At 56.8% G+C, this 24,520-nt stretch carries 19 protein-coding genes and 1 pseudogene; 6 read left to right on the top strand and 14 right to left on the bottom strand.

The genetic code is table 11. The annotated features are described in order from the left end of the window. Positions 1-38: 38 nt before the first annotated feature. Positions 39-1,442, bottom strand: a complete 1,404-nt coding sequence (locus DFP98_RS10305) for an extracellular solute-binding protein (protein WP_116060492.1) — start codon at positions 1,440-1,442, stop codon at positions 39-41. Positions 1,443-1,689: 247 nt separating this feature from the next. Here DFP98_RS10305 and DFP98_RS10300 point away from each other — a divergent pair, with 247 nt between their 5' ends. The 3 genes from DFP98_RS10300 to DFP98_RS10290 are packed head-to-tail and all read left to right on the top strand — an operon-like array spanning position 1,690 to position 4,149. After that, positions 1,690-2,412: an MBL fold metallo-hydrolase gene (locus tag DFP98_RS10300; RefSeq protein ID WP_116060491.1), complete on the top strand. Its 723-nt coding sequence runs from the start codon at positions 1,690-1,692 to the stop codon at positions 2,410-2,412. Further along, positions 2,409-2,978, top strand: a complete 570-nt coding sequence (locus DFP98_RS10295; RefSeq protein WP_116060490.1) for a TetR-like C-terminal domain-containing protein — start codon at positions 2,409-2,411, stop codon at positions 2,976-2,978. Before DFP98_RS10300 ends, DFP98_RS10295 begins: the two co-directional genes overlap by 4 nt. Positions 2,979-3,021: 43 nt before the next feature. Continuing rightward, positions 3,022-4,149, top strand: a complete 1,128-nt coding sequence (locus DFP98_RS10290) for an HD domain-containing phosphohydrolase (protein WP_116060489.1) — start codon at positions 3,022-3,024, stop codon at positions 4,147-4,149. Positions 4,150-4,203: 54 nt separating this feature from the next. Here the strand turns inward: DFP98_RS10290 and DFP98_RS10285 are convergent, their stop codons facing one another. The 7 genes from DFP98_RS10285 to DFP98_RS10255 all read right to left on the bottom strand — a co-directional run bounded on the left by DFP98_RS10285 (position 4,204) and on the right by DFP98_RS10255 (position 13,110). After that, positions 4,204-4,857 (bottom strand): fumarylacetoacetate hydrolase family protein, encoded by a 654-nt coding sequence (locus tag DFP98_RS10285; RefSeq protein WP_246016483.1) that lies wholly within the window; start codon positions 4,855-4,857, stop codon positions 4,204-4,206. Position 4,858: 1 nt separating this feature from the next. Continuing rightward, positions 4,859-5,695 (bottom strand): glycerophosphodiester phosphodiesterase, encoded by an 837-nt coding sequence (locus DFP98_RS10280; RefSeq protein WP_246016482.1) that lies wholly within the window; start codon positions 5,693-5,695, stop codon positions 4,859-4,861. Beyond that, positions 5,679-6,944 (bottom strand): CapA family protein, encoded by a 1,266-nt coding sequence (locus DFP98_RS10275; protein ID WP_246016481.1) that lies wholly within the window; start codon positions 6,942-6,944, stop codon positions 5,679-5,681. Before DFP98_RS10275 ends, DFP98_RS10280 begins: the two co-directional genes overlap by 17 nt. A 97-nt stretch (positions 6,945-7,041) precedes the next feature. Continuing rightward, on the bottom strand, positions 7,042-8,013 hold the full coding sequence (locus DFP98_RS10270; RefSeq protein ID WP_116060488.1) for an ROK family protein: 972 nt from the start codon (positions 8,011-8,013) through the stop codon (positions 7,042-7,044). 3 nt (positions 8,014-8,016) lie between these two features. Beyond that, on the bottom strand, positions 8,017-9,612 hold the full coding sequence (gene nagZ, locus DFP98_RS10265) for a beta-N-acetylhexosaminidase (RefSeq protein WP_116060487.1): 1,596 nt from the start codon (positions 9,610-9,612) through the stop codon (positions 8,017-8,019). A 13-nt stretch (positions 9,613-9,625) separates the two neighbouring features. Further along, complete coding sequence (locus tag DFP98_RS10260; protein ID WP_181917598.1) at positions 9,626-11,257, bottom strand: response regulator; 1,632 nt, start codon at positions 11,255-11,257, stop codon at positions 9,626-9,628. Continuing rightward, positions 11,254-13,110 (bottom strand): cache domain-containing sensor histidine kinase, encoded by a 1,857-nt coding sequence (locus tag DFP98_RS10255; protein ID WP_116060485.1) that lies wholly within the window; start codon positions 13,108-13,110, stop codon positions 11,254-11,256. Before DFP98_RS10255 ends, DFP98_RS10260 begins: the two co-directional genes overlap by 4 nt. A 316-nt stretch (positions 13,111-13,426) precedes the next feature. Between DFP98_RS10255 and DFP98_RS10250 the strand changes: the two genes are divergently transcribed. The 3 genes from DFP98_RS10250 to DFP98_RS10240 are packed head-to-tail and all read left to right on the top strand — an operon-like array spanning position 13,427 to position 15,840. Then, positions 13,427-14,251, top strand: coding sequence for an ABC transporter ATP-binding protein (locus DFP98_RS10250; RefSeq protein WP_116060484.1), 825 nt, complete (start codon positions 13,427-13,429; stop codon positions 14,249-14,251). After that, positions 14,248-15,051 (top strand): ABC transporter permease, encoded by an 804-nt coding sequence (locus DFP98_RS10245; protein WP_116060483.1) that lies wholly within the window; start codon positions 14,248-14,250, stop codon positions 15,049-15,051. The genes DFP98_RS10250 and DFP98_RS10245 overlap by 4 nt, the downstream gene beginning before the upstream one ends. A gap of 6 nt (positions 15,052-15,057) precedes the next feature. Continuing rightward, complete coding sequence (locus DFP98_RS10240) at positions 15,058-15,840, top strand: ABC transporter permease (RefSeq protein ID WP_116060482.1); 783 nt, start codon at positions 15,058-15,060, stop codon at positions 15,838-15,840. Between the two features lie 81 nt (positions 15,841-15,921). On the opposite strand, the gene DFP98_RS10235 is transcribed toward DFP98_RS10240, so the two are convergent. The 6 genes and pseudogenes from DFP98_RS10235 to DFP98_RS10210 form a co-directional block, all read right to left on the bottom strand. Continuing rightward, positions 15,922-18,102 (bottom strand): ATP-dependent helicase, encoded by a 2,181-nt coding sequence (locus DFP98_RS10235; protein WP_116060481.1) that lies wholly within the window; start codon positions 18,100-18,102, stop codon positions 15,922-15,924. Positions 18,103-18,122: 20 nt separating this feature from the next. Next, positions 18,123-18,509 (bottom strand): annotated as a pseudogene (locus DFP98_RS10230) (proline--tRNA ligase); the annotation flags it as partial. Positions 18,510-18,848: 339 nt separating this feature from the next. Next, the gene (gene mobB / locus DFP98_RS10225) at positions 18,849-19,580 is read right to left on the bottom strand and encodes a molybdopterin-guanine dinucleotide biosynthesis protein B (RefSeq protein WP_116060480.1); all 732 of its coding nucleotides are present in this window, start codon (positions 19,578-19,580) and stop codon (positions 18,849-18,851) included. 38 nt (positions 19,581-19,618) lie between these two features. After that, positions 19,619-20,887, bottom strand: a complete 1,269-nt coding sequence (locus DFP98_RS10220; protein WP_116060479.1) for a molybdopterin molybdotransferase MoeA — start codon at positions 20,885-20,887, stop codon at positions 19,619-19,621. 4 nt (positions 20,888-20,891) lie between these two features. After that, entirely contained in the window at positions 20,892-21,533 is a 642-nt protein-coding gene (gene mobA, locus DFP98_RS10215) for a molybdenum cofactor guanylyltransferase (RefSeq protein WP_116060478.1), read from the bottom strand. Positions 21,534-21,779: 246 nt separating this feature from the next. Then, the gene (locus DFP98_RS10210; protein ID WP_116060477.1) at positions 21,780-24,518 is read right to left on the bottom strand and encodes an alpha-L-rhamnosidase; all 2,739 of its coding nucleotides are present in this window, start codon (positions 24,516-24,518) and stop codon (positions 21,780-21,782) included. Positions 24,519-24,520: the final 2 nt, after the last annotated feature.

Genomic DNA, 24,520 nt, shown 5'->3' with positions numbered 1-24,520 from the left:
CCGGGCAGGCGATACCTCGTTCTCCGTTGTTTTCTAAACTATTTCAGAGCTGCCAGCTCACTGTCCAAAGCTTTCTGAATTTCTTCAGCCGCTTTTTCCGGAGTCGTTTTGCCTGCAATCAAGTTTTGGATTTGTTTTTCGAACTCGCCGTTAACTGCGCCCGGAACGAGGGAGTCGAAGTGCGGGAATACTACGCCTTCTGCTGCCGCGTTGGAAGCCAGAACTTGCTGCATAATCGGATTGTCGGAAGTCAGCTTGGACGCATCCACTTTCATGGAAGGCAATACGCCGTCTTCTTGGTAGCCGCGAACTTGATATTCTTCCGTGTACAGGTTTTTGATAAATGCTTTGATCGCCGCTTTTTCGTTGTCGTTCACGTCGGACGAAAAGCCGTAACCGTTATTTTGGTTAAAGTTAACCGCTTTTTGGCTGCCTTTGCCGCCTGGTACGGCTGGCATTGCGAAGTAGCCGACTTTGCCGTTCAACGCGGCGCCTACGCCGTCTGCGTTAAACGTGGAAATTCTCCAAGTACCGTCGAACAGGAATGCAGCTTTGCCGGCGATGAATTCGTTCGTTTGGCCCGTGTAGTCGATGCCCAGCTCGCCTTTGGTGAAGTAGCCTTTGTCAACCCACTCTTTGTATTTTGCCAGAGCTGCTACGACTTCCGGTTCCGTCATTTTACGGGAACCGTCGGCAACGCCTGCTTGAATGTCTTCTCCGGCATAACGCGGAATGAGCGTGTTCAGCAGCATGAACGGTACCCATGCCGCTTGCGAACCCATTGCGATCGGCGTAATGCCTTTGCCTTTGAGCGTCGCGAACGCAGCTTCAAGCTCTTCGAGCGTTGTCGGAGCAGCTAGGCCGTTAGCCTCCAAAATTTCTTTGTTGTAGAACCAACCTTCGGATCCGGCGCCGATCGGCAAGCCGTACACTTTACCGTCTACTACGAATGTAGAATAGTCCGTGAACTTATCTTTGATGCCGAGCTCTTCGATAATCGGAGTCAGGTCAAGCAGTTTGTTGGCGCGAGCGTATTTTTGTCCGTCGCCAGGACCGCCGAACAAGTCGAAAATTTTCGGAGGGTTGCCGGCTGCCATCTCGGCCGGAAGCTTGGTAAAGCGGTTGAAGCTGTCCTCTACGGCATCCATTTCGAAGTTGGCGCCTGGCACTTCGGTCTCGGCCTTCTGTACGACCTCGTCCAAAATCGCTTTACGGAACTTTTGCAGTTCGCCGATTTGAATGTGACGAAGGGAGACGTCGAATCTTTCGACAGGAGCCGGCGCGGATTCGCTCGGGGCTGGGCTTGATGCGCTTGCGCTTGGGCTTGCTGCCGGAGATGCCGACGGAGATGCGTTGTTCTCTTTGTTGTCGCTTCCGCATGCGCTCAATACCGAGGATAACATCAGAACCGAAGCCGTTACTGTTACCAATTTTTTCTTCAACTTAGGACCCTCCTAAATGGAATGTGGTTTTGCTTACACCCTTATTGTACGTGCATTTTTAGCCAAAGTAAGGGACTTAAACAACTAACGGGGGGATAAGATCGTCTTGCTATATTTGTAGATTTTTTCCCCCCTATTCGACGTTTAACACCTTTGCACGCGGCATAGGACAAAATTCCCCCTTCCCAAAAACTAATTCCATTAGTTATAATATAAATGTAATTAGTTTTCGAAGGAGGATTTACTTATGAGAGCTACAACTTGGGGAAACGTAACCCAGCTTATTTTTATGCCGCGGCTCTTCCCGATGAATTGCTATCTTGTCGAGGAGGAGAACGGCATCACACTGATCGACGCCTGCATGCCTTTTGTTGCCAAGAAGATTCATGCCGCGATCAAGGAAACCGGCAAGCCGCTGACCCGTATTCTACTCACGCACGCCCACGAAGATCATATCGGGGCGGTGCCTTATCTAAAGTCGATCTACCCGGATGCGCAAGTAGGTATTTCCCGGAGAGACGCTGCGCTCCTGCGAGGAGATCGGGGGCTGCAGCCCTACGAAGCCCAAAGTCCGATCAAAGGTGGGGTACCCAAGCAGCCGCCATTCGAGCCCGACTTCCTGTTCGACGACGAAGAACGAATCGGCTCTCTGACCGCGATCGCTACCCCGGGTCATACGCCCGGACACTTCTGTTTTCTGGAAATTGGCAGCAAGACGCTGATTGCGGGAGACGCTTTTCAGACGAAAGGCGGCTTGGCCGTTTCGGGTCATCTGCAATGGAAGTTCCCCTTCCCGGCCATGGCGACCTGGCATGCACGAACGGCAATCGAGAGCGCCCGCAAAATACTCGATCTGCGTCCCAACGCGCTTGCCGTCGGCCACGGCCCCGCCGTGCTTCAACCTGCTGCGGCAATTGAACAAGCGATAGCGGCCGCTCAAACCGCCTTGGAAAGGAGAAATGCCGGATGAGAGCCGGAATCAAGCCGGAGTCGGTTGTCGCAGCTGCCGCCGCGATCGCCGATCGCGACGGCTGGGATCGAATTACGCTTGCGAGCGTGGCAGAGAATCTGGGCATCAAAACCCCCTCCCTTTACAACCACGTCGAAGGGCTGGCGGATTTGCGCCAGAAACTGGCCTCCTATGCCCTTGCCAATCTGAAGGATCAGCTTCATGACGCTGCAATCGGGTATTCGAGCAAGCAGGCCTTCATTGAAGTCGGGCATGCCTACGTCCAGTTCGTACGGGAGCATCCCGGGCTGTACGAAGCGATCAATCGCGTCGTCTCGCCGAAGCCTGAAGCCTTCGAGCAAGCATCAGACAGTATTCTGAATCTGTTCATTCGCCTGATGCAGCCTCTCGGCATTCTGGAAGAGGAAGCCGTTCATGCTGTACGCGGCCTGCGGAGCATGGTTCATGGCTTTGCCTCCCTCGAATCGATGGGCGGCTTCCAGATGAAAGAGGATTTGAAGGAAAGCTTGTCCAAAGCGATTACTTATTATATGGACGGAATAAATTGCAGCAGGATTCGACAATAATTTCGCGAATATTTGGAAAGGAGTGGTTAAGGAGTGACATCTTATGCGCAAAAAAGAGTTAAGTCCCGAAGAGCTGTTGAAGATCATCTTCGATTACACGTCTAAAATCGCCAGCGAACGGCAACTGAACGCCGTGCTTGTGCACATGGCCGATATGGGACGCGAATTAATTTTATCCGATAGATGCACGGTGTGGCTGATCGACGAAGAAAATAAACAGCTTTATACGACGGTGGCCCACGGTGTCGACGAAATTCGCATCCCATATGGAACCGGCTTCGTAGGAAGCTCGATCGTATCCGGGGAAGCCATCATTATTGAAGACGCCTATTCGGATCCAAGGCATAATTCCGAGAATGATCGCAAAACCGGCTACCGGACCAAATCGGTCATTACCGTTCCGTTTCGCAACAATGACGGACAAATTATAGGGGCCTACCAAGCGATCAACAAGCTGACCGAAGTCGACAGCTTTACTCCTCGAGATCTGGAACTGCTCTCCCTCGCCGCCTCCTATGCCGGCAAATCTCTGGAGTCCGTCATGCTCCACCAAGAAATCTACGACACACAGCGCGAAATCATCGCCAAAATGGGCGAGGTCGGAGAAATCCGCTCCAAGGAAACCGCCAACCACGTCAAGCGCGTAGCCGAATACTCCTATATTCTTGCAATCGCGCTCGGTCTGCCCCCAGCGGAAGCCGAGCTGCTGCGCACCGCTTCTCCCATGCACGACATTGGCAAAGTCGCCATCTCCGATGCCATCTTGAACAAGCCCGGCAGACTGACGCCGGAAGAATATGATGCGATCAAGTCTCATACCGACATCGGCTATCGCTTGCTGCAAGGATCCAAGCGCGAACTACTGCGCGCCGCCGCCGTCGTTGCCGAACAACATCACGAGAAATGGGACGGCAGCGGTTACCCCGCCGGACGAAAAGGAGAAGAAATTCATATTTTCGGCCGGATTACGGCCGTGGCCGACGTCTTCGACGCGCTCAGCGCGGAACGGGTGTACAAAAAACCGTGGCCGATGGACCGGATTGAAAGCTTCTTCCGCGAGGAGCGGGGACGGCATTTCGATCCCGCCGTCGTGGACGCTTTCTTTGCCCATTTGCCGCAAATCAAGGCGATCCGCGAACGTCTGGCCGACGTTGAAGAGAAGACGGAATAGCAAAATAGAGGAGTCTTCGCGGACAATGCGTCCGGTTGACTCCTCTATTTGCGTTTAAGAATGGATTGACGCCACGAAGCTGCCGATACTTTCCCCGTTCCACCTGGCGTCAAGACGGTCTCCGTCGGCTAGAGGGCCTACTCCGGCCGGCGTTCCGGTAAACAATACGTCTCCAGGCCCGAGTCCGTAATGGCGGGCGATGAATTCAGTCAGCGTTTGCAGATCGAATACCATGTCGCGAACGTTGCCCCTCTGGACCTCACCCTCATTAATCAGCAGAGTAAAGTCGTGCGCTTCCAGCTCTGCGGAGCCGGAATAAGGCAACCAACGGCCGAGCAAAGCGGAGTTGCGGAAGCCTTTGGCCGCAAGCCACGGATGCCCCTTCTCCTTCAGACGAGCCTGCACGTCCCGCAAAGTTAGATCCAGCCCGATGGTAAAAGCGGATGCCAGTTCGTCAAAGCGAATTCCCGGTTCATAAGGTCTGCCGATTGCGAATACGAGCTCCGCTTCGTAGTGAACGCTGCCCTGAGAGCCGGGAAGGATAATCTCCCCGCCGTTCATATCTACTGCCGAATGGCTCGGCTTCGTGAAGATCATTGGGGTCGTCGGAACTTCGTTGCCCAACTCGGCGGCATGCAGACGATAGTTGCGGCCGACGCAATAAATATTGCGCAGATCCGCCGTTCTCATTTCGCTTAATCGGCGCATATTAGTCCTCTCCTTCGACAACAGCAAGCCAACGATCCGGATAATTGGTACATAGTTGGAAGGCTTCCGGACGAGCGGCCAGCCTTCCCAAATCGGAAACCGAGTTAACCGTCCACGCCATCACCTCGATCGACGCTTTGGCGGTCTGCTCAAGCAGCTTCTCGTTCAAGTGATAGAACCCGATCGACAGATAAGAGCAATCGAGCGAGATTAGCCGTTCGACCAGATCGTCGGGGTTGTCGTCGATAATAAGTCCGATTCTAAGCTCCGGGGCGGCTTTGCGCACGGCGCGCAAAATCGCCGGTTCAAACGACGTTATCGTATGTTCGGCTTCCATTTTCCGCGAGCGGATGACTTCAACCGCCCGCGAAGCGAGACGTTCGAAATCGGCATCGTCGCTCTTGAGCTCAATATTCAGCTTGCATCTTCCCGCCGCCAGATCGAGCACCTGCTCCAAAGTGGGAACGCCTTCCGACGAGAACGAAGCGTCCATCCAGCTTCCCGCATCCAGGCTCGCCAGCTGCTCCGCGCTGTAATCGGCGACCCTTCCTCTACCGTTGGTAGTTCGCTCCAGCGTGCCGTCATGAATAACGACCGGAACCCCGTCCTTGGACAGGTGCACGTCCAGCTCCATCCACTTCACGTGCGGATGACTGAGCGCCAGCTTAAAAGCTGCCAGCGTATTTTCCGGAGCTTTGCCCGAAAAGCCCCGATGAGCGACGCACGGATGAAGCGCCGCCTTCGTCTGTTTATCCATCTTGCCCCTTCTTCCGTAAAAATGAAATCTGAAGGGCAAATTGCGCAGTCCCTTCGCATAGCTTTTAATTCCGTGAAGCAATCGCTCCATCCTCCTCCACCGAAGCCCCGATGGACAGCGACGACAGCCTGGCCAGCAGCGCTTTTCCTTCCGCGTCTTCCATCGGCGCCGGCTGCGAGTTGGTGGCGAACATCGGATTAAACGACAGCTCGCAACCGCCGCCCTTGCGGCATTCGGCATTCAGAATGCCCGTCTCCGACGAACGCACCGTTGTCGACGAGAACACGAAATTGCCGAGGCTGTAGGCGATCCACTTCCCTTTGTAGCTCTCGAAGCCTTGCAGCACGTGGGGATGGCTGCCGATGACCAAATCCGCTCCCGCATCGACGAAACGATGGGCGAGATCGGTTTGATGGGCGACCGGCGTATCCTTTCTCTCTTCTCCCCAATGAACCATGACCACGACGATATCGGCGTTTTTCTTCGCTTCCTCGATGGTGGCGACCGCACGTACCGGCGAATACGCCTCCGCAAGTCCCGGACGGTTTTTGTCCGCCTTCCATTCCACTACCGGAACGACTCGCGTAACGCCGATAAACGCTACGGTAATTCCATTCGCCTCTATGTACGACGGCTCGAAAGCTTCCTTATCGTCATTGCCCGATCCCGCATGCTTCAGGCCGACGTCGTCCAAAGCGTCCATCGTATCGCTTAAACCTTGCCATCCGTAATCGAGCGTATGGTTGTTAGCCAATGAGACAAAGTCGAAACCGGCGTCCTTCACCGCCTTCAACGCATCGACGGTTCCGCGAAATACGAACTGCTTGTCTTCCGCGGGAGTCCCGCGAACGGTAATCGGCGCTTCCAAGTTTCCGGCCGCAATATCCGCAGCCTCCAGCAGCGCCTTCGACTCGCGAAACGGGTAATCGTAGCCATTGGTCTTCATCAACTCCAGCACCCTTGCCGCTGGGAGTATATCTCCGACAAACGCGAGAGACACCGTATCTCCTTCCGCGACGTCGACCGGCTCCGTTGTCGGCTCCGGCTTTTCCGACGGCTCGGAAGACGCGGATGCTTCCGCCCCTTCTTTTGAATCGTCCGTCGGCGGCGCTCCGGACGGATCGGCGTCGTCCGGCTGCCCGGACGGAGCTTGGACAGCGGCCGAAGGCGGCGCTTCATTCGAATCGCCCTGCTCCGCTTTCCAGATTGCAAACGCTGCCGCGGCGATACAGAGAAGCAAAATCCCGTTAACGACAAGCAGTATTCTCGTCTTCGCTCGGCGCTTCGCCTTCTTCTGGGTTTGCGTTCTCGCTCGCGAATAAGTAGTCACGTAACCCGTCCTCCTTCCCTGCCCGTAATTATACAACATGGACAATAAAAAAACGATTTTTCCCTCGGATTTTACGGGGGAAAAATCGCTGTCCAATTCAGATGCGCAAACCGATCTTACGGCTCTTAAGCGCAAATTCCGCGCTTCCGTAGAGCCCGCCGTCATCGCCAAGCGATGGAGGAACGATGCGAAGTCTCTCTCTGTAGAGCGGATGAAGGCTGGCGCTGACGTACGACCTGAGCGAATCGAAGAAGATATCGCCTGCCGCAGCCACTCCGCCCCCGACAATGATAACGTCCGGACTGAGCAGCGCAATAGATGGAACGAGCACACGCGACAACCAGTTCGCCGTCCTCTGAAACACTTGGCCCGCGAATGCGTCTCCGTCAAGATACGCCTGCCATACGTCGTGCGACGTCAATTCGTCGCGAATTTCCGGTGGAAATCGTTCCGCCAGCAAGCCGACCCAGCCCGCTTTCAAGCCATCCCTTGCCTGGCGGGCAATGCCCGCAGTGGACGCGACCGTCTCCAGGCACCCCTTCATGCCGCAGCCGCACATGTAAGAAATGTCGGGAAAAGAGATGTGCCCGATTTCTCCGGCAAGACCGCCGGCGCCCTCGTGCAGCCGCCCGTCCGACACCCAGGCGGAAGCCATCCCGGTGCCGATCGTAAGACCCAGCACATGCGAGTAGCCTTTGCCTGCGCCATGCAAATATTCGCCGTATACGACCATCTTCACATCGTTCTCGACAGCAACCGGCACGCCCAACAGCTGCTGCAGCCGAGTTGCGACGGGAACGTCGTTAAACGGCAGATTGGCGGAGCTCACCACCCCGGATTCGCTTTGAATAAATCCGGGCAGCCCGATGCCGACCGCTTCCAGTTCGGACTCACGGACTCCCTCCGCAGCTAATATTTCCTTGCATTGACCGGCTAGCTGTTGAATCAGCTCGCAGGAGCTCAGCTTAATTGTCCGAACCTTGCTCCGTCGAAGGAGCCGGCCTTCGGAATCGAACAAACCGGTCACGACGTTCGTCCCTCCAACGTCCATCCCGATCCGGCAGCTCATCCATCAGTCTCCTTCCGGGGCTCGAGCGTAATTTCCGATCGTCACCGGCAGTCTAGCCTTGACGGCCAGCTCTCCGGACAACACGCCGGCAAGCGCCGATACCATTGCCGGTTTGTTCTCGTACGTACACAGATATACCGGGGCTTCCGGGGCGATCAGCAGATCGTAAGGCGTGCGCGAGGCAACCCATACGAACGAGCCTTCGCAGCTTGCGTTCAGTTCGCTGATCAGCCCGGATTGCGATTCGGAAAACGCCGCGTCGTACGACACGAACACCGCTCGCTGCCCCGTGCTTACCGCCTTGCGGGCAGCCTCCGCCTCCTCCGCCGTCGGATCGGTTCCCACCCGCACCTCTACAACGTCGTAGCCTGCTGCGCTGAGCGCTTTGCCCAGCGTCCAATCCTGCGGAATAACCTCGATGACCTCCGTGCGGGAATGAGGCTCCGCCCAGATGACAACCGTCTTACCTTCCTTCGGAAGCGGCAACCGCTCTCCTCCCTTGACGACGGTCACAGCGGCTTCGCACAGCTCCCTTTGCACCTCCGCGGCTCTTGCCCGATCCGCCTTCGGGAGCTCGTCTCCGAACAGACCTTGCTCCTGCTTCAGGTTCCAGATCCGGCGAGCCGCCTCATCGATGCGGGCCTCTGAGATTTCACCCGTCATCACGGCTTCCATTACCGCTTCAAGAGCAGCCGTCTGCCTCGACACCCGGTGGCTGACCAGAATAAGATCGGCGCCGGCCTTGATCGCGTCTACTGCGCCGCGCGCGACTCCGATCGTCCCCGAAATCGCATTCATCTCCAAGCAATCCGTCACAATCACGCCTTCGAAGCCCAACTGCTTCCGCAGCAATCCGGTTAGAATCGGCTCCGAGCGCGTCGCCGGAATGGCGGAATCGGGCTCGAAGGCCGGAAATACGACGTGCGCCGTCATAATCGCATCCGCTTTGCGCTCAATCGCGTAATGGAACGGATAAAGCTCAACCTCGTTCAACCGATCGACGCCGTGCGGAACGACAGGCAAAGCATAATGCGAATCGACCGCGGTGTCTCCATGGCCCGGAAAATGCTTGGCGACGGCAACGACGCCGCCTTCCTTATAGCCTTGAATCGCTGCCAGGCCAAGCGCCGCCACACGCTTTGGGTCCTCTCCGTACGATCTCACCCCGATTACCGGATTTTGCGGATTGTTGTTCACGTCGAGGCAGGGGGCGAAATTCATATTGATCCCGATTTCGCGCAGCTCCGCGCCGGACAGCTTAGCGGCCTCGCGCGTCAGCGCTTCGTTGTCGGCAGCGCCCTGCGCCATCCCTCCCGGCATCACGGTTACGCCTTCCTCCAGACGGACGACCATGCCGCCCTCCTGGTCTATTGCAATGAAGAGCGGATACTCGGAGATTTGCTGCAAACGGTCCGACAGCTCCCGAACCTGCCCGGCGTCCTTAAGATTGCGGCGAAAATAAATAATACCTCCAACGCCGTAATCCCGAATCAGGTTGCCGATCTCCTTCGTCGGCTCGGTTCCTTCGAATCCGCACATGAACAGCTGTCCGATCTTTTGCTTAAGCGAAAGCTCTCCGAAACCTCTGTTTGTCGTCATGACTTTCTCTCCTCTATTCCTCGTGATTCGTCCAAGCCGGCTTATCCGCACCGGACTTGTTTTGCTGCTGCTCGCGGTACTCCGACGGCAGCATTCCCGTGTATTTGCTGAATACCCGGGTGAAGTATCGGCGCTCTGCGTAGCCGACCATCAATCCGACCTGCGTAACGCTCTTATCGCTGAGAGCCAGCAAAGATCGGGCCATCTCCATCCTTTGTTTCGTTACGTATTCGACGAACGTCTCCCCGAAATGCTGCTTGAACAGCAAGCTGAAATAGCTGCCGCTAATGCCCAAGTATTCGGCCAACACGTCGATGCTGAGCTCTGCGGACAGATTTCGTTCGATGTAATCTTTCGCGGACAGCATCAGCACGTCGCTCGTCTTTTTCTTCATGACGCTCTCCAGCGATTGATCGACGAGCTGGTTAACGACCTGCAGCGTCTCGCGAATGCCTTGATGCCGATCGATCTGCCGCCAGATTTCCGTCTCCTCGTGCCGGCCGATCACCTCCATCTCCCGCATCTCTCGCAGCAGATGAATGCATAGATAATGGACGATCGGCGCGACTCGCTCGAACGAATTTTCCGGTAGCGATTTGAAACTCTCGTTCAGCTCGCGCAGCGCGGTTTCGGTGCGACGTCGGTCGCAGCGCTTCAGCCCGGTAACCATTTCTTCGATCGTGTCCCAGAGCTGCTGCGAAGTTTCGGAGCTGCCGCGAGCTCTCTCCGACACGATAACGCCTTCGTGAGCCGTCGACGACAGGTACAACGATCTTTGCAAGCTTTTATATGTCTTGGACAGCTGCTTCAGCGTCACCTCCGCCGGATGAAGCGCGACGCGAATGCTCAGCTTGAGATAGCTCTGTACGGCTTGCCGCAGCGTCTCCGCCCACGACAAGCATTGTACGCGCTCGTACAGATCGGGCGCGGAGCGTTCGATCAGCACGCACCATTCCCCGCTTCTGACTTGAATGACGGTATGTACGACGCCGAACGCGGTCAGGTTTTCCTGCAAAATATTGTTGATGGCAAAATTCCACAGCTTGCGTTCCTTGTCATCCCAAATTTTCTCTCGTTTCGAATAGTCTTCGACGTCTACGAGCATCATCGCGAACGCCAGATTTTCGCCTTCCAGCTCTCCAAGCCTAAGTATCGGCCCGCTGGCCGACCCGCCCAGATCGGTAATCTGATCGTACAGTACCTTCTCGTAGGCGAGATGGAACACCTGCTTCCATTCCTGCTGCATCGAGCGCTGCTCCATGCTCTTCTCCCGGACGGCGTCCGCCAGCTTGCGAATCGTCTCGACCAGTTCCTCGTAATCGATCGGCTTCAAAATGTAGTCTTTCACTTCGTAACGAATAACCGATCTTACATAGCTGAAATCCTGATATCCCGTCATCATAATGACTTCCGCGGACGTATCGAACTGTCGCAGCTCGCCCAGAAACTCGATGCCGTCCATGACCGGCATCCGAATGTCGCACATAATGAGCTGCGGACGATGCTCCCGAGCCAGCTCCAGCGCCTGCTCTCCGTTACGAGCCGTCCCGATCAGCTCAATGTCCAGCTCTTCCCAAGGAATAACGGCCTGGAGATTTTTCAAAATGTTGACCTCGTCATCTATCAACAAAGCTTTAAGCCTCATCGCCGCCCCTCCCTCTCTAGAGGTATTAGACATTTGATCGTCGTGCCGCATCCCGGAGCGCTGCACAGCATTACGCCATAGCCGTTCCCGTAATGAATGCGCAGCCGGTCCGCGACGTTGCCGACGCCAAGACCCCGTCGTTCCCCCATCTCCGGTGATTCCGCGTACATTTCCTGCAGCGTCGTAATCCCGCTAGTCGCAAACCGCGCCAACTGCTCCTCCGCTATGCCGATTCCATTATCCTCGACATAGAAGGCGATATTGCGTCCTTCAATTGCCGCGCGGACTTCGATTCTCCCCATATAATCGATGCCTTCGAACCCGTGCTGAATGCTGTTCTCAACGAGCGGCTGCAGCGTCAGCTTCAGAATCGTGCAGTCCATCAGCTCCTTGGGAACGTCAATCGCGTATTCGAACAGCTCCTCGAAGCGGTATTTCTGAATTTCCAGGTAGCTCATCAAATGCTGCAGCTCCTGCTCGATCGTAATTTCCTCTTTCTGCTGAATGCTGATGCGAAAAATATTCGCAAGCCGCTGCACCATTTTGCTGACTTTGCGCCCCTCGTTCTGCACGGCCAAAATATTGATCGATTCCAATGCGTTAAACAGAAAATGAGGCTTGATCTGTGCCTGCAGCAGCATCATCTCGGCCTTGCGCTTGCGCGATTGCTCCTCCGTGACGTCGTCGAGCAGCTCGGACACTCTCTTGACAAGGCTGTTGAAGCCCCGGGACAGCGCCGTCGTCTCGTCGTTGCCGACGACCGGAACCCGCGTGGATAAATCCCCGCGCTCCACCTGCCGCATCGCTCGGACAACCCGCACGATCAACGTCACCATTCTTCGGACGAAAATCAGGTTAAAAACAAGCGCAAGCACAAGCGAGAACGACGTAATGACGACTGTCCAGCGCAGCACGGCCGCCATATCGCCGGACAGATACTGCCAGGAAGTAACCATGACCAGCTTCCAATCGCCGATGCCGAGCCGCTGAAGCTGCAAATCCTGAACCGATACGAGACTTTTGTGCTCGTCGAACGGAAGCGTCTTGCTCTGCGCCACGGAGCTGTGCATATCGAGGGTCTCGGTATCCACGTAGTCGGAAATCCGGCGCCCTTCAGGGCTTTTCTCGCTGTCGTACACAATGTTGCCGTTGCCCGCTACAATCAGGAAGCGACGATCAATCTTCCCTTGACTATTATAAAAGGTAAAAATCTTGCTTAGCTCGTTCAACTGGAATCGCGTGACGAGCACGCCTTTGTTCTTCATTGTCTCCACGTCGAGCAGCACGCGAATTTGCGTAAACAGATTGTAGTCTCCGGTCAAGTTCTTATCCTCGTTAGGGCCGATCCATACGGGAGCGCCGTTCTTGCGCAAAACCTCCTGATAGATGGGATGAGCCTCCAATTCCTCTCGCGGAATCGGCGTGTCCTTGGCCGAAAAGTTGACGTTGACCTGTTTGTTGTCATTGCGGTACAACGTAAGCGAGTGGATGCCCGGATACGTCAGCAGCACGCGCTTGCGCAGCCTTTCCTTCTCCAGCAGCTGAGAATAGAAATCCGTCCCCTTGGACGATTCCCCCCCGGCAGGATCGACGTTACCGCCGCCGTCATCGATCGATTGCTCAACGACCTCCACGCTGTCCTCCATCGTTACCCAGAAATCCGAAAAATAATTGGCTTCCTTGATCATGTTGTTAATGTTGCGGCCGATCGCTTTGAGCGTAAGCTCGGTCTGCTCCGCGTACTTCTTCTCCGTCACCTTCTGCGATACAAGATACGAGACGCTTCCCAACACGAACAACGGAATGATAATAAAAGCGAAGAAGGCGGTGAAAATTCGTTTGCTTAAACTCATCTTTCGATGTCCGTCCTCTCATGTAGGTTGATCTCATTATAGCAGGAGGAGAAGCCGCTGGGCTCGCACGCTCGAAAGTTTGTACTCCCTCTTATTATAGAAAACCGCGCGAATATCGATAAGTTGCCATTCTCATAATGGAGGGATAAAAATGAACAGTAACCCGGATAAAAAGCCTCGCCAGGCAAAAAACGCCTCCGGCGCCCTAATACGTCGAAGCAGCTTGGCTAAGACGTAAAATAACGCTTGACAGCGCTTCCCCGACAATGGTAGTATCTTCTTCCTTTCGCTTTTATTCCATACAGGAGGACATACTGTGATTACCGTTAACGGAATCAGCAAGAGCTTTAAGGTGGCCCGAAGGTCTTCGGGCTTCGGAAACGCGTTTAAGGCGCTGTTTCGAAGAGAGTATACGGAGGTAGCCGCGCTGAACGATATTTCGTTCTCGATCGGCCAAGGAGAGATCGTCGGTTATATCGGTCCGAACGGGGCCGGCAAATCGACGACGATCAAAGTGATGAGCGGCATTCTCGTTCCAGACAGCGGCACGTGCAGCATCATGGGGTTTACCCCTTGGCTCGACCGGGTCAAGTACGTGCGCAACATCGGCGTCGTATTCGGACAGCGCTCCCAGCTCTGGTGGGACGTGCCGGTCATCGATTCGTTCGAGTTGCTGCGCGACATCTACGACGTGACGGAGCAAGAATACAGAAGCAATCTCGACCTGCTAACCGAGACGCTCGATCTTGGCGAGCTGCTGCAAACGCCGGTGAGACAGCTCAGCCTCGGGCAGCGCATGCGCTGCGAAATCGCCGCCTCTCTGCTGCATGGACCCGGCATTCTGTTTTTGGACGAGCCGACGATCGGACTTGACGCCGTATCCAAAATCGCGGTCAGACGGTTCATCTCTACGATCAACAAGGAGAAAGGCGTTACCGTCATTCTAACCACGCACGACATGAGCGACATCGAGGCGCTGGCGCAGCGGATATTGCTAATCGGCAAAGGGAAGCTGTTGTACGACGGCGATTTGGCCGCCATGCGCGCCAAGTACGCGTCGGCCGAAGGCGGAGAGACGGGCGGCGGCTCCGCGATCGAAGAAGCGCTCGTCAACATGTACAAGGAGTACGAAATTTCATGAGGGCTTTCTATTCCGTATTCCGCCTGAAGCTCGCAACGGGCTTCCAGTACCGATCCGCCGCCCTCGCCGGCATCGCGACGCAATTTTTCTGGGGCTTCATCATCATAATGGTGTACCAAGCTTTCTACAGTCAGCCGCTGGCCGATCCTCCGATCTCGCTGACGCAGGTCGTCACCTACATCTGGCTGCAGCAAGCTTTCTTGGCCTTTATCGCGCTCTGGTTCCGCGACAATGAGCTGTTCCAATTGATTACGACGGGCAATATCGCCTACGAGCTCTGTCGGCCGAGCGGATTATACGGCTTGTGGTATGCCAAGCTGCTCGCGCAGAGGCTCTCCAACGCCGCCCTTCGCTGCTTCCCGATACTCACCGTCGCCCTTCTGCTGCCTTCGCCCTATCGACTGACGTTGCCTCACGACACAACTACCGCCCTATTGTTTTTAATCGTTCTCGTTCTCGGCCTGCTCATTCTGGTCGCCGTTTCCATGCTCATTTACATTTCTACGTTCATTACGATGTCCCCGGCCGGTTCGCTGCTTATGTTCGGTGTCGCCGGAGAATTTCTCGCCGGCATGATCGTTCCCGTCCCGCTGATGCCGTCCTGGCTGCAGACAATCGTCTATGCGCTTCCGTTCCGGCTCGCGGCCGATTTTCCGTTTCGCGTCTATTCCGGGCACATTCCGCCGGCCGAGGCGCTCGCCACGATTCCGGTGCAGCTGCTATGGCTGACCGCGCTCCTGATGATAGGCAAATTCGCGATGGGCAAAGCGCTGAGACGAGTCGTCGTCCAAGGAGGCTAATCCGACATGAGATTGTTCGGCAAATATTTGCTTATTTTATTCAAGTCCCAAATGCAGTACCGAACATCGTTCTGGCTGCTGTCGTTCGGTCAATTTTTTATCCCGTTCTCCGTATTCGCGGGGCTGTACTTTTTGTTCGAGCGATTCGGGCAAATTCAGGGCTGGACGTTTTTCGAGGTCGCGCTTGTATTCGGCGTCATTCACATGGCGTTCGCCATCGCCGAGTGCCTGGCGCGGGGCTTTGACATGTTTTCCGCGCTGATCGTAAACGGCGACTTCGATCGGCTGCTCGTTCGTCCCCGCAGCACCGTGCTTCAGGTGCTCGGCTCCAAATTCGAATTCACCCGCTTCGGCAGATTGTTGCAAAGCCTGGTCGTGCTCGTCTGGGCGATCAGCCGGGTGGAGACGGACTGGACGCTGATGAAGGCCGTTACGCTGCTCTTCATGATCGTCAGCGGCGTTATGATATTCACCGGCATCTTCATCCTTATCGCTACGATGTGCTTCTGGACGGTTCAGGGGCTGGAGGTGGGCAACATTTTTACGGACGGCGGCCGCGAGATGGCGCAATACCCGCTTAACATTTATCACAAATGGGTGTCCCGCTTCTTCACTTACGTTATTCCGTTCGGACTCGTCAACTACGTGCCGCTTCAATATATTCTCGGTCGGACGGAGGGCAGCGGAATTCCGTATATGCTCGCTCCGCTGGCCGGCTGTCTGTTCATTGTCCCCTGCTTAATGCTGTGGAGCTTTGGCGTCCGCCGATACCGCTCCACGGGCTCGTGATCGCAAGCTCCCGGCCGCAGACTGGAGCAATGCGGTCTTAGTCGGGAGTCCGCGTCAACAAACGGCCTTACGGCGGCTTGCTCATTCCGCAGTCGCCGGTTCGAGCAGTCCCATCTGCACGCAAATGTTGACGGAGAGCCGCTTTGTCTCCTTGCGGAAGCGGATGTCCATGCTATCCCCAAGCGTCAGAACAATCTCTCCGTCTCCGAAGACGGCATGCCGGACTTTAGCGCCGACAACGAGACGCGACGAATCGAGGATCGCATTCGGGTTCTCAGGGACGAACCGTTGAAGACCGGCCTCCGCTGCCCTCCCGGCGGGTTCATCCCGCTGCAAACGACGAACGTCTTCAACGAAGCGGGAAGGCTTTACCGGCTCCCCTTCCTTCCTTGCATACGAGATCAGTTCCAGGCGGCGCTTCGCCCTCGTCATGCCGACATAGAACAGCCTGGCCGCCTCCTCCATATCCTCTGCGTCGCCCGCCTCCCATTTGCGAACGTCGTCTGCGGAGGGCAGCACGCCTTCAATCAGATCGACGACATACACGCGCGCAAATTCCAGACCCTTGGCGCTATGCAGCGTCGACAGAGTAACCGTCCCGGCCTCTTTTCCGCCCTTTGACTGCTTCATTCGCCCTTCGAGAAATTTCAGTCTAGCCGCGAACTGCTCCATCGTCTCCAGCGGCTCGGCAATTTCCTCCAAGGCGTGCAAAATGCCAAACAGCGTCTCCTTCCGGTAGCCCATCCGTTCGCACGATTTATCGATCGCTTTGTCGTAGCCGAGGTTGTCGCGAATGATGCGAATCGCCGTCAGCGGCTCCGCTCCCTGCATGCTGCGAAATGCCGCCTTGCACGCCGTCAGAGCTTTCCCCTGATACTCCCGCAGCGGAATATGCTTCACCAGGCGATCGAATACCGAATCGTCCGGGTCCGCTTTAAGCTCTAACAGCTGTTCCATTTGCTTTTTCGAAATGTATCCGCCGAACTTCAAATGGATTCTTTGCAAAATATCCGTGCGGCGATCGTTAAACGTCAACCGCATAAAGTTCAGCACGTCCTCTACGACCCAGTGGGAAAAGAAGCGTGCATCCCCATCCCTCATATAGAAAGGAATACCCGCACGGTCGAGAGCATTCATGAGCAGGATGGAAGAACTATTGTTTCGGTACAAAATCGCAGTGTCGCCCAGCTCTCCGTCGTCGATAATTTTCTCCGTCACATATTTTGCTTGATAACGGTAGTCGGGAAGCACGGTAACGGCGATATCTTCCTTGCTCGAATTTTCCGTAAACATATTTTTATCGTATCGATTGCGATTGCGCTTAATAAAGCGGTTGGCGACATCTACGATGTTCGAGGTTGAACGGTAGTTTTGCTCTAACAATAAAACGGACGCATGAGGATGCTTCGTCTTAAAGTCCAACAAATAGGCAGGCTCGGCGCCTCGCCATCCGTAGATGCTCTGGTCGTCATCGGCGACGGCCCACAGATTGCCGTGCTTCCGCACGAGCTTCTCTACAATTTCGTGTTGAACAAGCGAAGTATCCTGGCTTTCGTCCGTCATTACATAATCGAAACGGCTCTGAAATTTCGCAAGCAGCGAGGCGTCGGCGCTCAGCGCCGCGTCAGCCTCGGTCAGCATATCGTCGAAATCGATCAGCAGTCTGTCTTCGGCCGTCCGCTTGTAGCGCTCGTACTCTTCGTAGATCTTCTCCGCTCCTGGAACGTCGCATTTGATCTGCGAGAGCCGATCCGACGGGACCAGCTTGTTTTTGACGAAGCCGATGTATCTCGTCAGCTCTTCCATCCGATCGTCCGGCGGATAATCGCCGTTCGCGCGTCGGTACAGTTCGCGAATAATTTTCGGCTTGTTCGGCCGCCCGTCGTCCTCTTCCCCGCTTCGTCCCTCAATAATCCGATAAGCAACGCCGCGACTGCGAAAATGATTCCGAACAATCTCGAAGGCCAGACTGTGTATGGTCGAAAAGTCGGGAGCGTTCGCGGACAGCGAAGGGAACAATCTGGCAAAGCGCGCCCTCATATCCTCCGCAGACGCTTTGCTGAACGTCACTGCTTTGATCCGCTCTGCCGGGACCCGCTTTTCTTCCATTAAATAAGCGATCCGCATCAGCATCGTCGTCGTTTTGCCCGAACCCGGCGAAGCAAGAAGCAGCAAGGGTCCCTCGGAATGGGACGCAGCCTGCCGCTGCTGCTCGTTCAAAGCGACGTTTGCCTTAACGGCCATTCGTTCAAAGAAACTCATCGGTACTCTCCCGGTTCCGCGGGCAGCTTGCGGTAGGAATGGATCTCTTCGCGCGCAAGCGCCGTTACGACTTCCTCGTGGGTCGGCCCGAGCGCGAATTCTCTGTCGTGACGATCGTTTAACCGCATCAGTTCTGGTCCGTAGGCGGCATAACGGCCCGATTCCTGCCACAGTTCCGCCGGCTGCATCGCCGGCATCAGCAGCTCCTGCGCCCCGGCGCGGTCCATCTCTTCCCGCACGATGCTTTCCAGCTTGCGCAGCACTCGGCGACCTAACGGCAAATACGCATATACCCCAGCCGCCAACTGACTGATAAACCCGGCGCGCAGCAGCAGCCGATGACTGGTCGTATCGGCTTCCGTCGGCGCTTCTCGGTACGTTTGGGCGAACAATCGACTTTGTCTCATTCTTTTGTGCAGCCTCCTTGCTTTCGATATCAAAATAAAAAACACACTCGTCAAGGGACGAATGTGTTCGTTCGCGGTACCACCCTAATTCGAATGCCTTCCGCTCGCGCGTATCGGCACTCCTCAACCGGATAACGGGATTTTCCCGGCAGCGGATACTTCGGGTTCACCGCTGCGGCTGACAAGGCGGGGAGTGTTCGTGCCGTCGGGAAGCTTCGCAGCCAGGCGCTTCCTCTCTGTACGACGGGGGCCGAATCTCATATCCTTGGTCTACGCCATTAATCGTATATAGGATCAAAAATAGCTTTTCGCTAATTTACACTATTTGTTCGAGACTTGTCAATTCCATTGCTGCATTGCTTCCTTGAGCTTCTGAATTTTCTGGCGGGACAGGCCCGTCAGCTCGTGGATCGTTGGCGTCTCGAAGCCTTTCTGCAGCATTTTCACGGCAATTTCTTGCTTACCCTCCGCTTTGCCCTTGATTATCCCCGCCTTAATCCCTTCTTCGCGGCCTTCCTTGAGTCCTTTCTTCATGCCTTTAATTTCCCAGGAAGTCATCAATTCCATAGGCTCTTGGCGGAGAAAGGCGAGCAGAGGCTCGAACGAGTCGAGGCTCGAATGAAGAAAAACGGGAATTCTCATTTCCCTCGCTCGCTTCTCGACCGACGGAAGCGGCTTGCGGAGCGCGACCGCGATGACGTTGGACAGCTGCAGCAAATCCGCGTCCTCTTCCTCTCGGATCAGCGCAATTTTCGGATAAGGCGCGGATTTAAAGCCTTCGACGATCAGATCGTCGAGCCGCTGCAGCGTCATCTGCGAGACAAGCTCCTCGATAGACGTCGTCCGTTCCACCACCCAGGCCGTACGCTCGGCAGAGACGATTGCCGTTGTCGACGAACCGGCCTGCCGGTGCTTCCACGTATCCGTGCCCGGCGGCTCCGGCTCGAACTGATGGGCGTCGTGCTTAAGCGTTCCGACTTTGCGGTCTTCGGCGGCGAAGGCGCGAATAAGCTCGCATGCCAGAGTCGTTTTGCCCGAATTTTTATATCCGACAATTTGAATGATGCGCATCTCCGTCCGTCTCCTTACCGCTCTATCCTGATGTCCCGCTACTGTCCTATTTTCCACACCTTCACCGGATGCCCCCGCCTCAACCCTTCCTTGATCGGGGGAATTTCGATCAGGCAATCCGCTCCGACGATCGTCGTCATCAGACTCGATTTGTCGTCACCTGTCGGCGTAGCCCACACTTGTCCGTCGCCGCTAACGGACGTAAAGGCGCGAATATAGCGACGATACGCGTTCACCTTCGGAAAGTCTTCGCCCAGCCTGGCCGTAAACTGAGGGTGAGTCGGCCGCTGCACGCCGAGCATTCGACGCAGCGCCGGTACGACAAACAGGTGGAAGCCGACGAAGCACGCTCCCGGATTGCCGGATAGCGCGAGTATCAGCTTGTCCCCGAGCAGCGCTGCAGATGTTGGACTGCCCGGCCTCATCGCGATTTTGTTGAACAGCAGCTTCACGTCCGGCTGGGCGAGAATGTCGACCATGACGTCATAATCTCCCACCGATACCCCTCCCGACGTTAGCAGCAAGTCGCAATCTGCCAATGCCTGACGCACAAGCTTGCCGGCCGCTTCCGGATCGTCGGGAACCTTGCCGAGCAAGGTCGGCTCGGCTCCGAACTCCCTGATAAGCGCGGCCAGCATCGGCGCATTGCTGTTGCGGATTTTCGCGGGGGCGAGCGGTTCGTCCACCTCCAGCAGTTCGCTGCCGGTAGAGAGAATCGCCACCCTGGGACGTCGCGCTACGGCAACGCGAGCGCAGCCGCAAGCGGCAAGAACGGCGCTCTCTCCCGCTTCGACCTGCCTCCCTGCCGGCAACAGCCGCTCGCCTTCGCGAATCTCGCTCCCAATTTCGGAAATGTTAGCGCCCGGCGGCACCGCCTTCCCGATCCGCACGAACGAGAGGCCGTCCCTCTCGTCAGTCTCGGTCATCTCCAGCATCACGACGGCGTCGGCCCCTTCCGGCACCATCCCTCCAGTCATAATCCGGGACGCCTGTCCGGGACCGAGCGAGCGCTTCGGCTCCGTGCCTCCGGGTAAATGTTCCAGCACGACCAGCTCTGCCGGACGGCCGGGCGCGGCTTCAGCCAGATCCGCCGTTCGCACCGCATAACCATCCATCCCCGACCGGCGAAACGGCGGAAACGGATGCGGCGCGATCAGCGGCTCGGCCAAGGATCTGCCCCACGCCTCATATAGTGTTACGTTCTCCGCGTCTAGAGCGCGAATATGGTTTAATATCGTCTGCTGCGCCTCTTCCGGCTGCACTGCTTTGCGGCGATATCGCTCGACGTTGTCTGCTTGCTGCATCATGGACTTAGCTCCTTTGCTGCGCGCGCTCGGCCCAGCGGGCGTTCTCCTCGGCGAACTGTTCCGGCGTATCGATATCGTCCGCCAAGGCCAGCGATAGCCCGTTGGCTTGCAATTCGTCCTGCCCGATTGCGCAAGGCTCCAACCGGTCCAGCCAATCCTGCAGACGTCGCCTTCCCGCCTGCAGCAGCTCCTCCGCGATCGCCCCCGTTTCCTTGCGATAGACTGCGTGCAGCGGCTGCAGCCGTTCGTCGATCAGCGGAACGGCCGCCAGCGCCTGCGCAGAACCGTTCCTCAACCGACCAAGCAAATATTCGGCCGCATCCGCGTCAGGATACGGCTGATCGCAGCCGAGCAGCCATACATACGGCGATGCGGCGGCTTGGAAGCCTGCATGGACGCCGGCCAGCGGACCTTCCCCCGGATAAAAGTCGGCTGCGATTCGAATGTGCGGGGCCATCTTCAGCAATTGTTCGGCAAAGCCGGAATCATTGGCGACAACAACGATCTCTTCGCACACCTTCGATGTTTCGCGCAGTTGGCGTTCGATGATCGTCTCCTGCCCAAGCGTCAACAACGCCTTATTTTGCCCGCCCATTCGTCTGCCTTGCCCGCCCGCCAGTATAACTGTCGTCATTGCCGTCTTCACTACTCCGCACCTCTTCCGCCCGCGCAACCCGGAGGTTAACTCCCTCCATTGTAGACCGCTATCGATTGCCGAAGCAAGCCGCTTAGACGCTCTGCGTTCTACGATTCTGTGACTCTTCCGTCTCCCGCTCCTTCCCCATTCTCCCCTCGGTTTGCCAGTTGGCAAAAAACGATCTACAAAAAAACCGCCGAGCAGCGATCGTTCCTTCGAACGATCCCCACACAGCGGTTTTCCCCATTCAAACCGTTACACCGGCAGCAGCGAAACGAAGCTGTACTTGCCCGAGCCGATTCGAAACACGGCGCAGCCGTCCTCTCGGCCGACTTCGCTGATCCCCTCCGCCAAACGAGCCGGCGTATCGCCTTCCAACACCTCGGTACCTTCCACCGACGGCACGTATACGAGCGCGGTCGCGTTGGCCGGAACTTCCACGTTAAGCAGAAACTCTCCGTTCGCGATCCGCCACTCTGTAGCAGCCGGTCCGCTTACTCCGTCGTAGCGGCAGCGCGCGAACGTCAACCCGCCGAGCGGACGCGGCCGTATCAACAGCGCCCCGAAGCCCGCTTCCGCGCCCTCGCGTCCGATACCGCCGACGTTCCTGAACAGCCACTCGCCGACCGAACCGAAGGCGTAATGACACAACGAATTCATGCCCGGATCCTGGAAGCCCCGCTCTTCCGTCCAACCGTCCCAGCGCTCCCAGATCGTCGTCGCGCCCTGGCGCACCGAATACAGCCAGGATGGATATTCCTCGCGCAGCAGCAGACGGAACGCCAAATCGGCATGCCCTTCCCGCACAAGCGCATCCATCAGAAACTTCGTGCCCAGGAAGCCCGTCGTCGCCATATCACCGAGCTCGCGGATTTTACCGACGAGTCTCGATACCGCCGCCTCCCGCAGCCGTTCCGGCAGCAGGTCCAGTTCCAGCGCCATCGCGTAGGCCGTCTGCGTATCTCCCTTGATCTGTCCCTCCCCGTCGACAAAACGGTCGATGAACGCGGTTCGAATGTGCTCGAACCTCTCGCCATACGTCCGACGATCCTCCTCTTCGCCTAGCGCTGCAGCGATGTCCGACATCAGCTTGGCGCTGTAAGCCATGTAGGCCGTCGAGAAAATATCGTAAGGCGTCGTGGAATAATGGCTGACCATACGGCCGAATTCGGCGATCCGCTCCTCGAACGGCCGCTCGTTCACGGACAGCCAATCCCCATACTGAGACACATCGTCCCGGATGCCGTCCGGGAACAAGGCGCGGTTGAATTCGACCCAGCGCTTCATCGATGCGTAATGCTTGCGAAGCACGCGCCGGTCGCCGTACGTTTCGTACAGCAGCCAAGCTACGATAAGAGGAGCGTCCGCCCACCCGGCCGAAGCCGTATGCGTGTAAGTAAAATCGTTGTCGAACTCCGTCTTCGGCCCGAAAATAAACGGGGCGAAGTCCGTGTAAGCTCCGGTCGGCCGCTGCGCATCCTCCAGGTCGACGAGCCACTTGGCGTAAAAAGCCGAAACGTCCATAAAATAAGCGGCCGTCCCGGAGAAAATCTGCCCGTCCCCCGTCCAGCCGTGCCGTTCGTCCCGCTGCGGACAGTCCGTCGGCACGCTCATAAAGTTCGCCCGCTGCGTCCAGCGCACATTCTCGATCAACCTGTTGACCAGGGGATGCGAAGTTTCCAGCTCCCCCGTCTCCGGCAGTTCCGAGTGAACGACAACGGCCGCCGTTTCTCCTAGCTCGAAAGGACCGTCCCCGCTCAGTTCCACATATCGAAAGCCGTGATACGTAAAAGTCGGCTCGAAAACTTCCCCGTCGCCGCCACGGCACACGTAGACATCGGTCTGGCGGGCAAAGCGAAGATTATCCGTATACAACACGCCGCTGGCGTCCAAAGCCTCGCCGAACCGGAATGTGATCCGGGTTCCGGCCTCGCCTTTTATAGAAGCTCGTAGCCAGCCCGCGAGATTTTGCCCGAAGTCGATCAGCACGCGCCCGTCGGGCGTCCAGCGCAAGCTGTACGGCGTCCGCTCGCCCGTCTCCCGGATCGGCCGCGACATCTGCGCAACGATCCAGCCGCGATAATCGTACATGACGTCCGCCGGTGTCCATGCCGTATCCGCGAAGCCCGGCGCATTCCAGCCCGGCATCCCCAGCCGCGCGTCAATTGTCTCTCCCATCTGCAGATCCGAGGAGACGACCGGGCCAAGCGACGCCGTCCATGATCCGTCGGTCGTCACGCAGTCTCGCGAGCCGTCCTCGTACTCAATGTTGAACTGCAGCAGGAAAGCCGGGTCCATGCCGTATTTTTGAAACCCGAACATGCCGATATAGCCCGAGTACCAGCCCTGTCCGAGCAGAACGCCTACTGCGTTATCCCCCTCCCTCAGACGGTCGGTAACGTCGTAGGTCTGGTACTGGACGCGCACATGGTAATCGGTCCACTCCGGCGAGAACACGTCCTTCCCGACGCGCTCCCCATTTAGCCACAAGCGATACAGGCCAAGCGCGGTCGCATATACCGTGGCCCTGCGCACGCCGGCGCGCGCGCCGAAGCCCTTGCGCAAATACACGTTAGGCTTGGGCTTTTCCTTCGTCGGCTTAACGTCCTTTTTCGACCCGATCCATACGCCTCTCCATTCGTCCCGGCTCAGCAGCCCCATCGACCAGCAGCCCGTCCCGCTCCAAGGTCCCTCATGTCCTAGCTCATCCCACGCCCGCACTTTCCAGTACGCCCGCTGCTCGGAGACTAATTTCTTGCCCGCGTACTCCACCTGCTGCGTCGCCGCGCTCGTCACAACGCCGCTGTCCCACAAATCGCCCTTTTCCTCGTCCAGCAACTCCGGCCTGGTAGCGACCAACACCCGGTACGCGCTTTGCGCCGCTCCTCTTCGCCCGCAGTCGACGATCCATCCGAGGCGAGGACGTTCGACATCTATTCCAAGCGGATCGTCCAAATTTTCCGCACGAAGCCGCTGCGCTCTCAACGTTTCCATCT

It is taken from the genome of Cohnella phaseoli, assembly GCF_003386235.1.
Lineage (GTDB): Bacteria > Bacillota > Bacilli > Paenibacillales > Paenibacillaceae > Cohnella > Cohnella phaseoli.
Note: the sequence above shows the minus strand (reverse complement) of the source record. Positions and strands in the feature narration are given on the sequence as shown.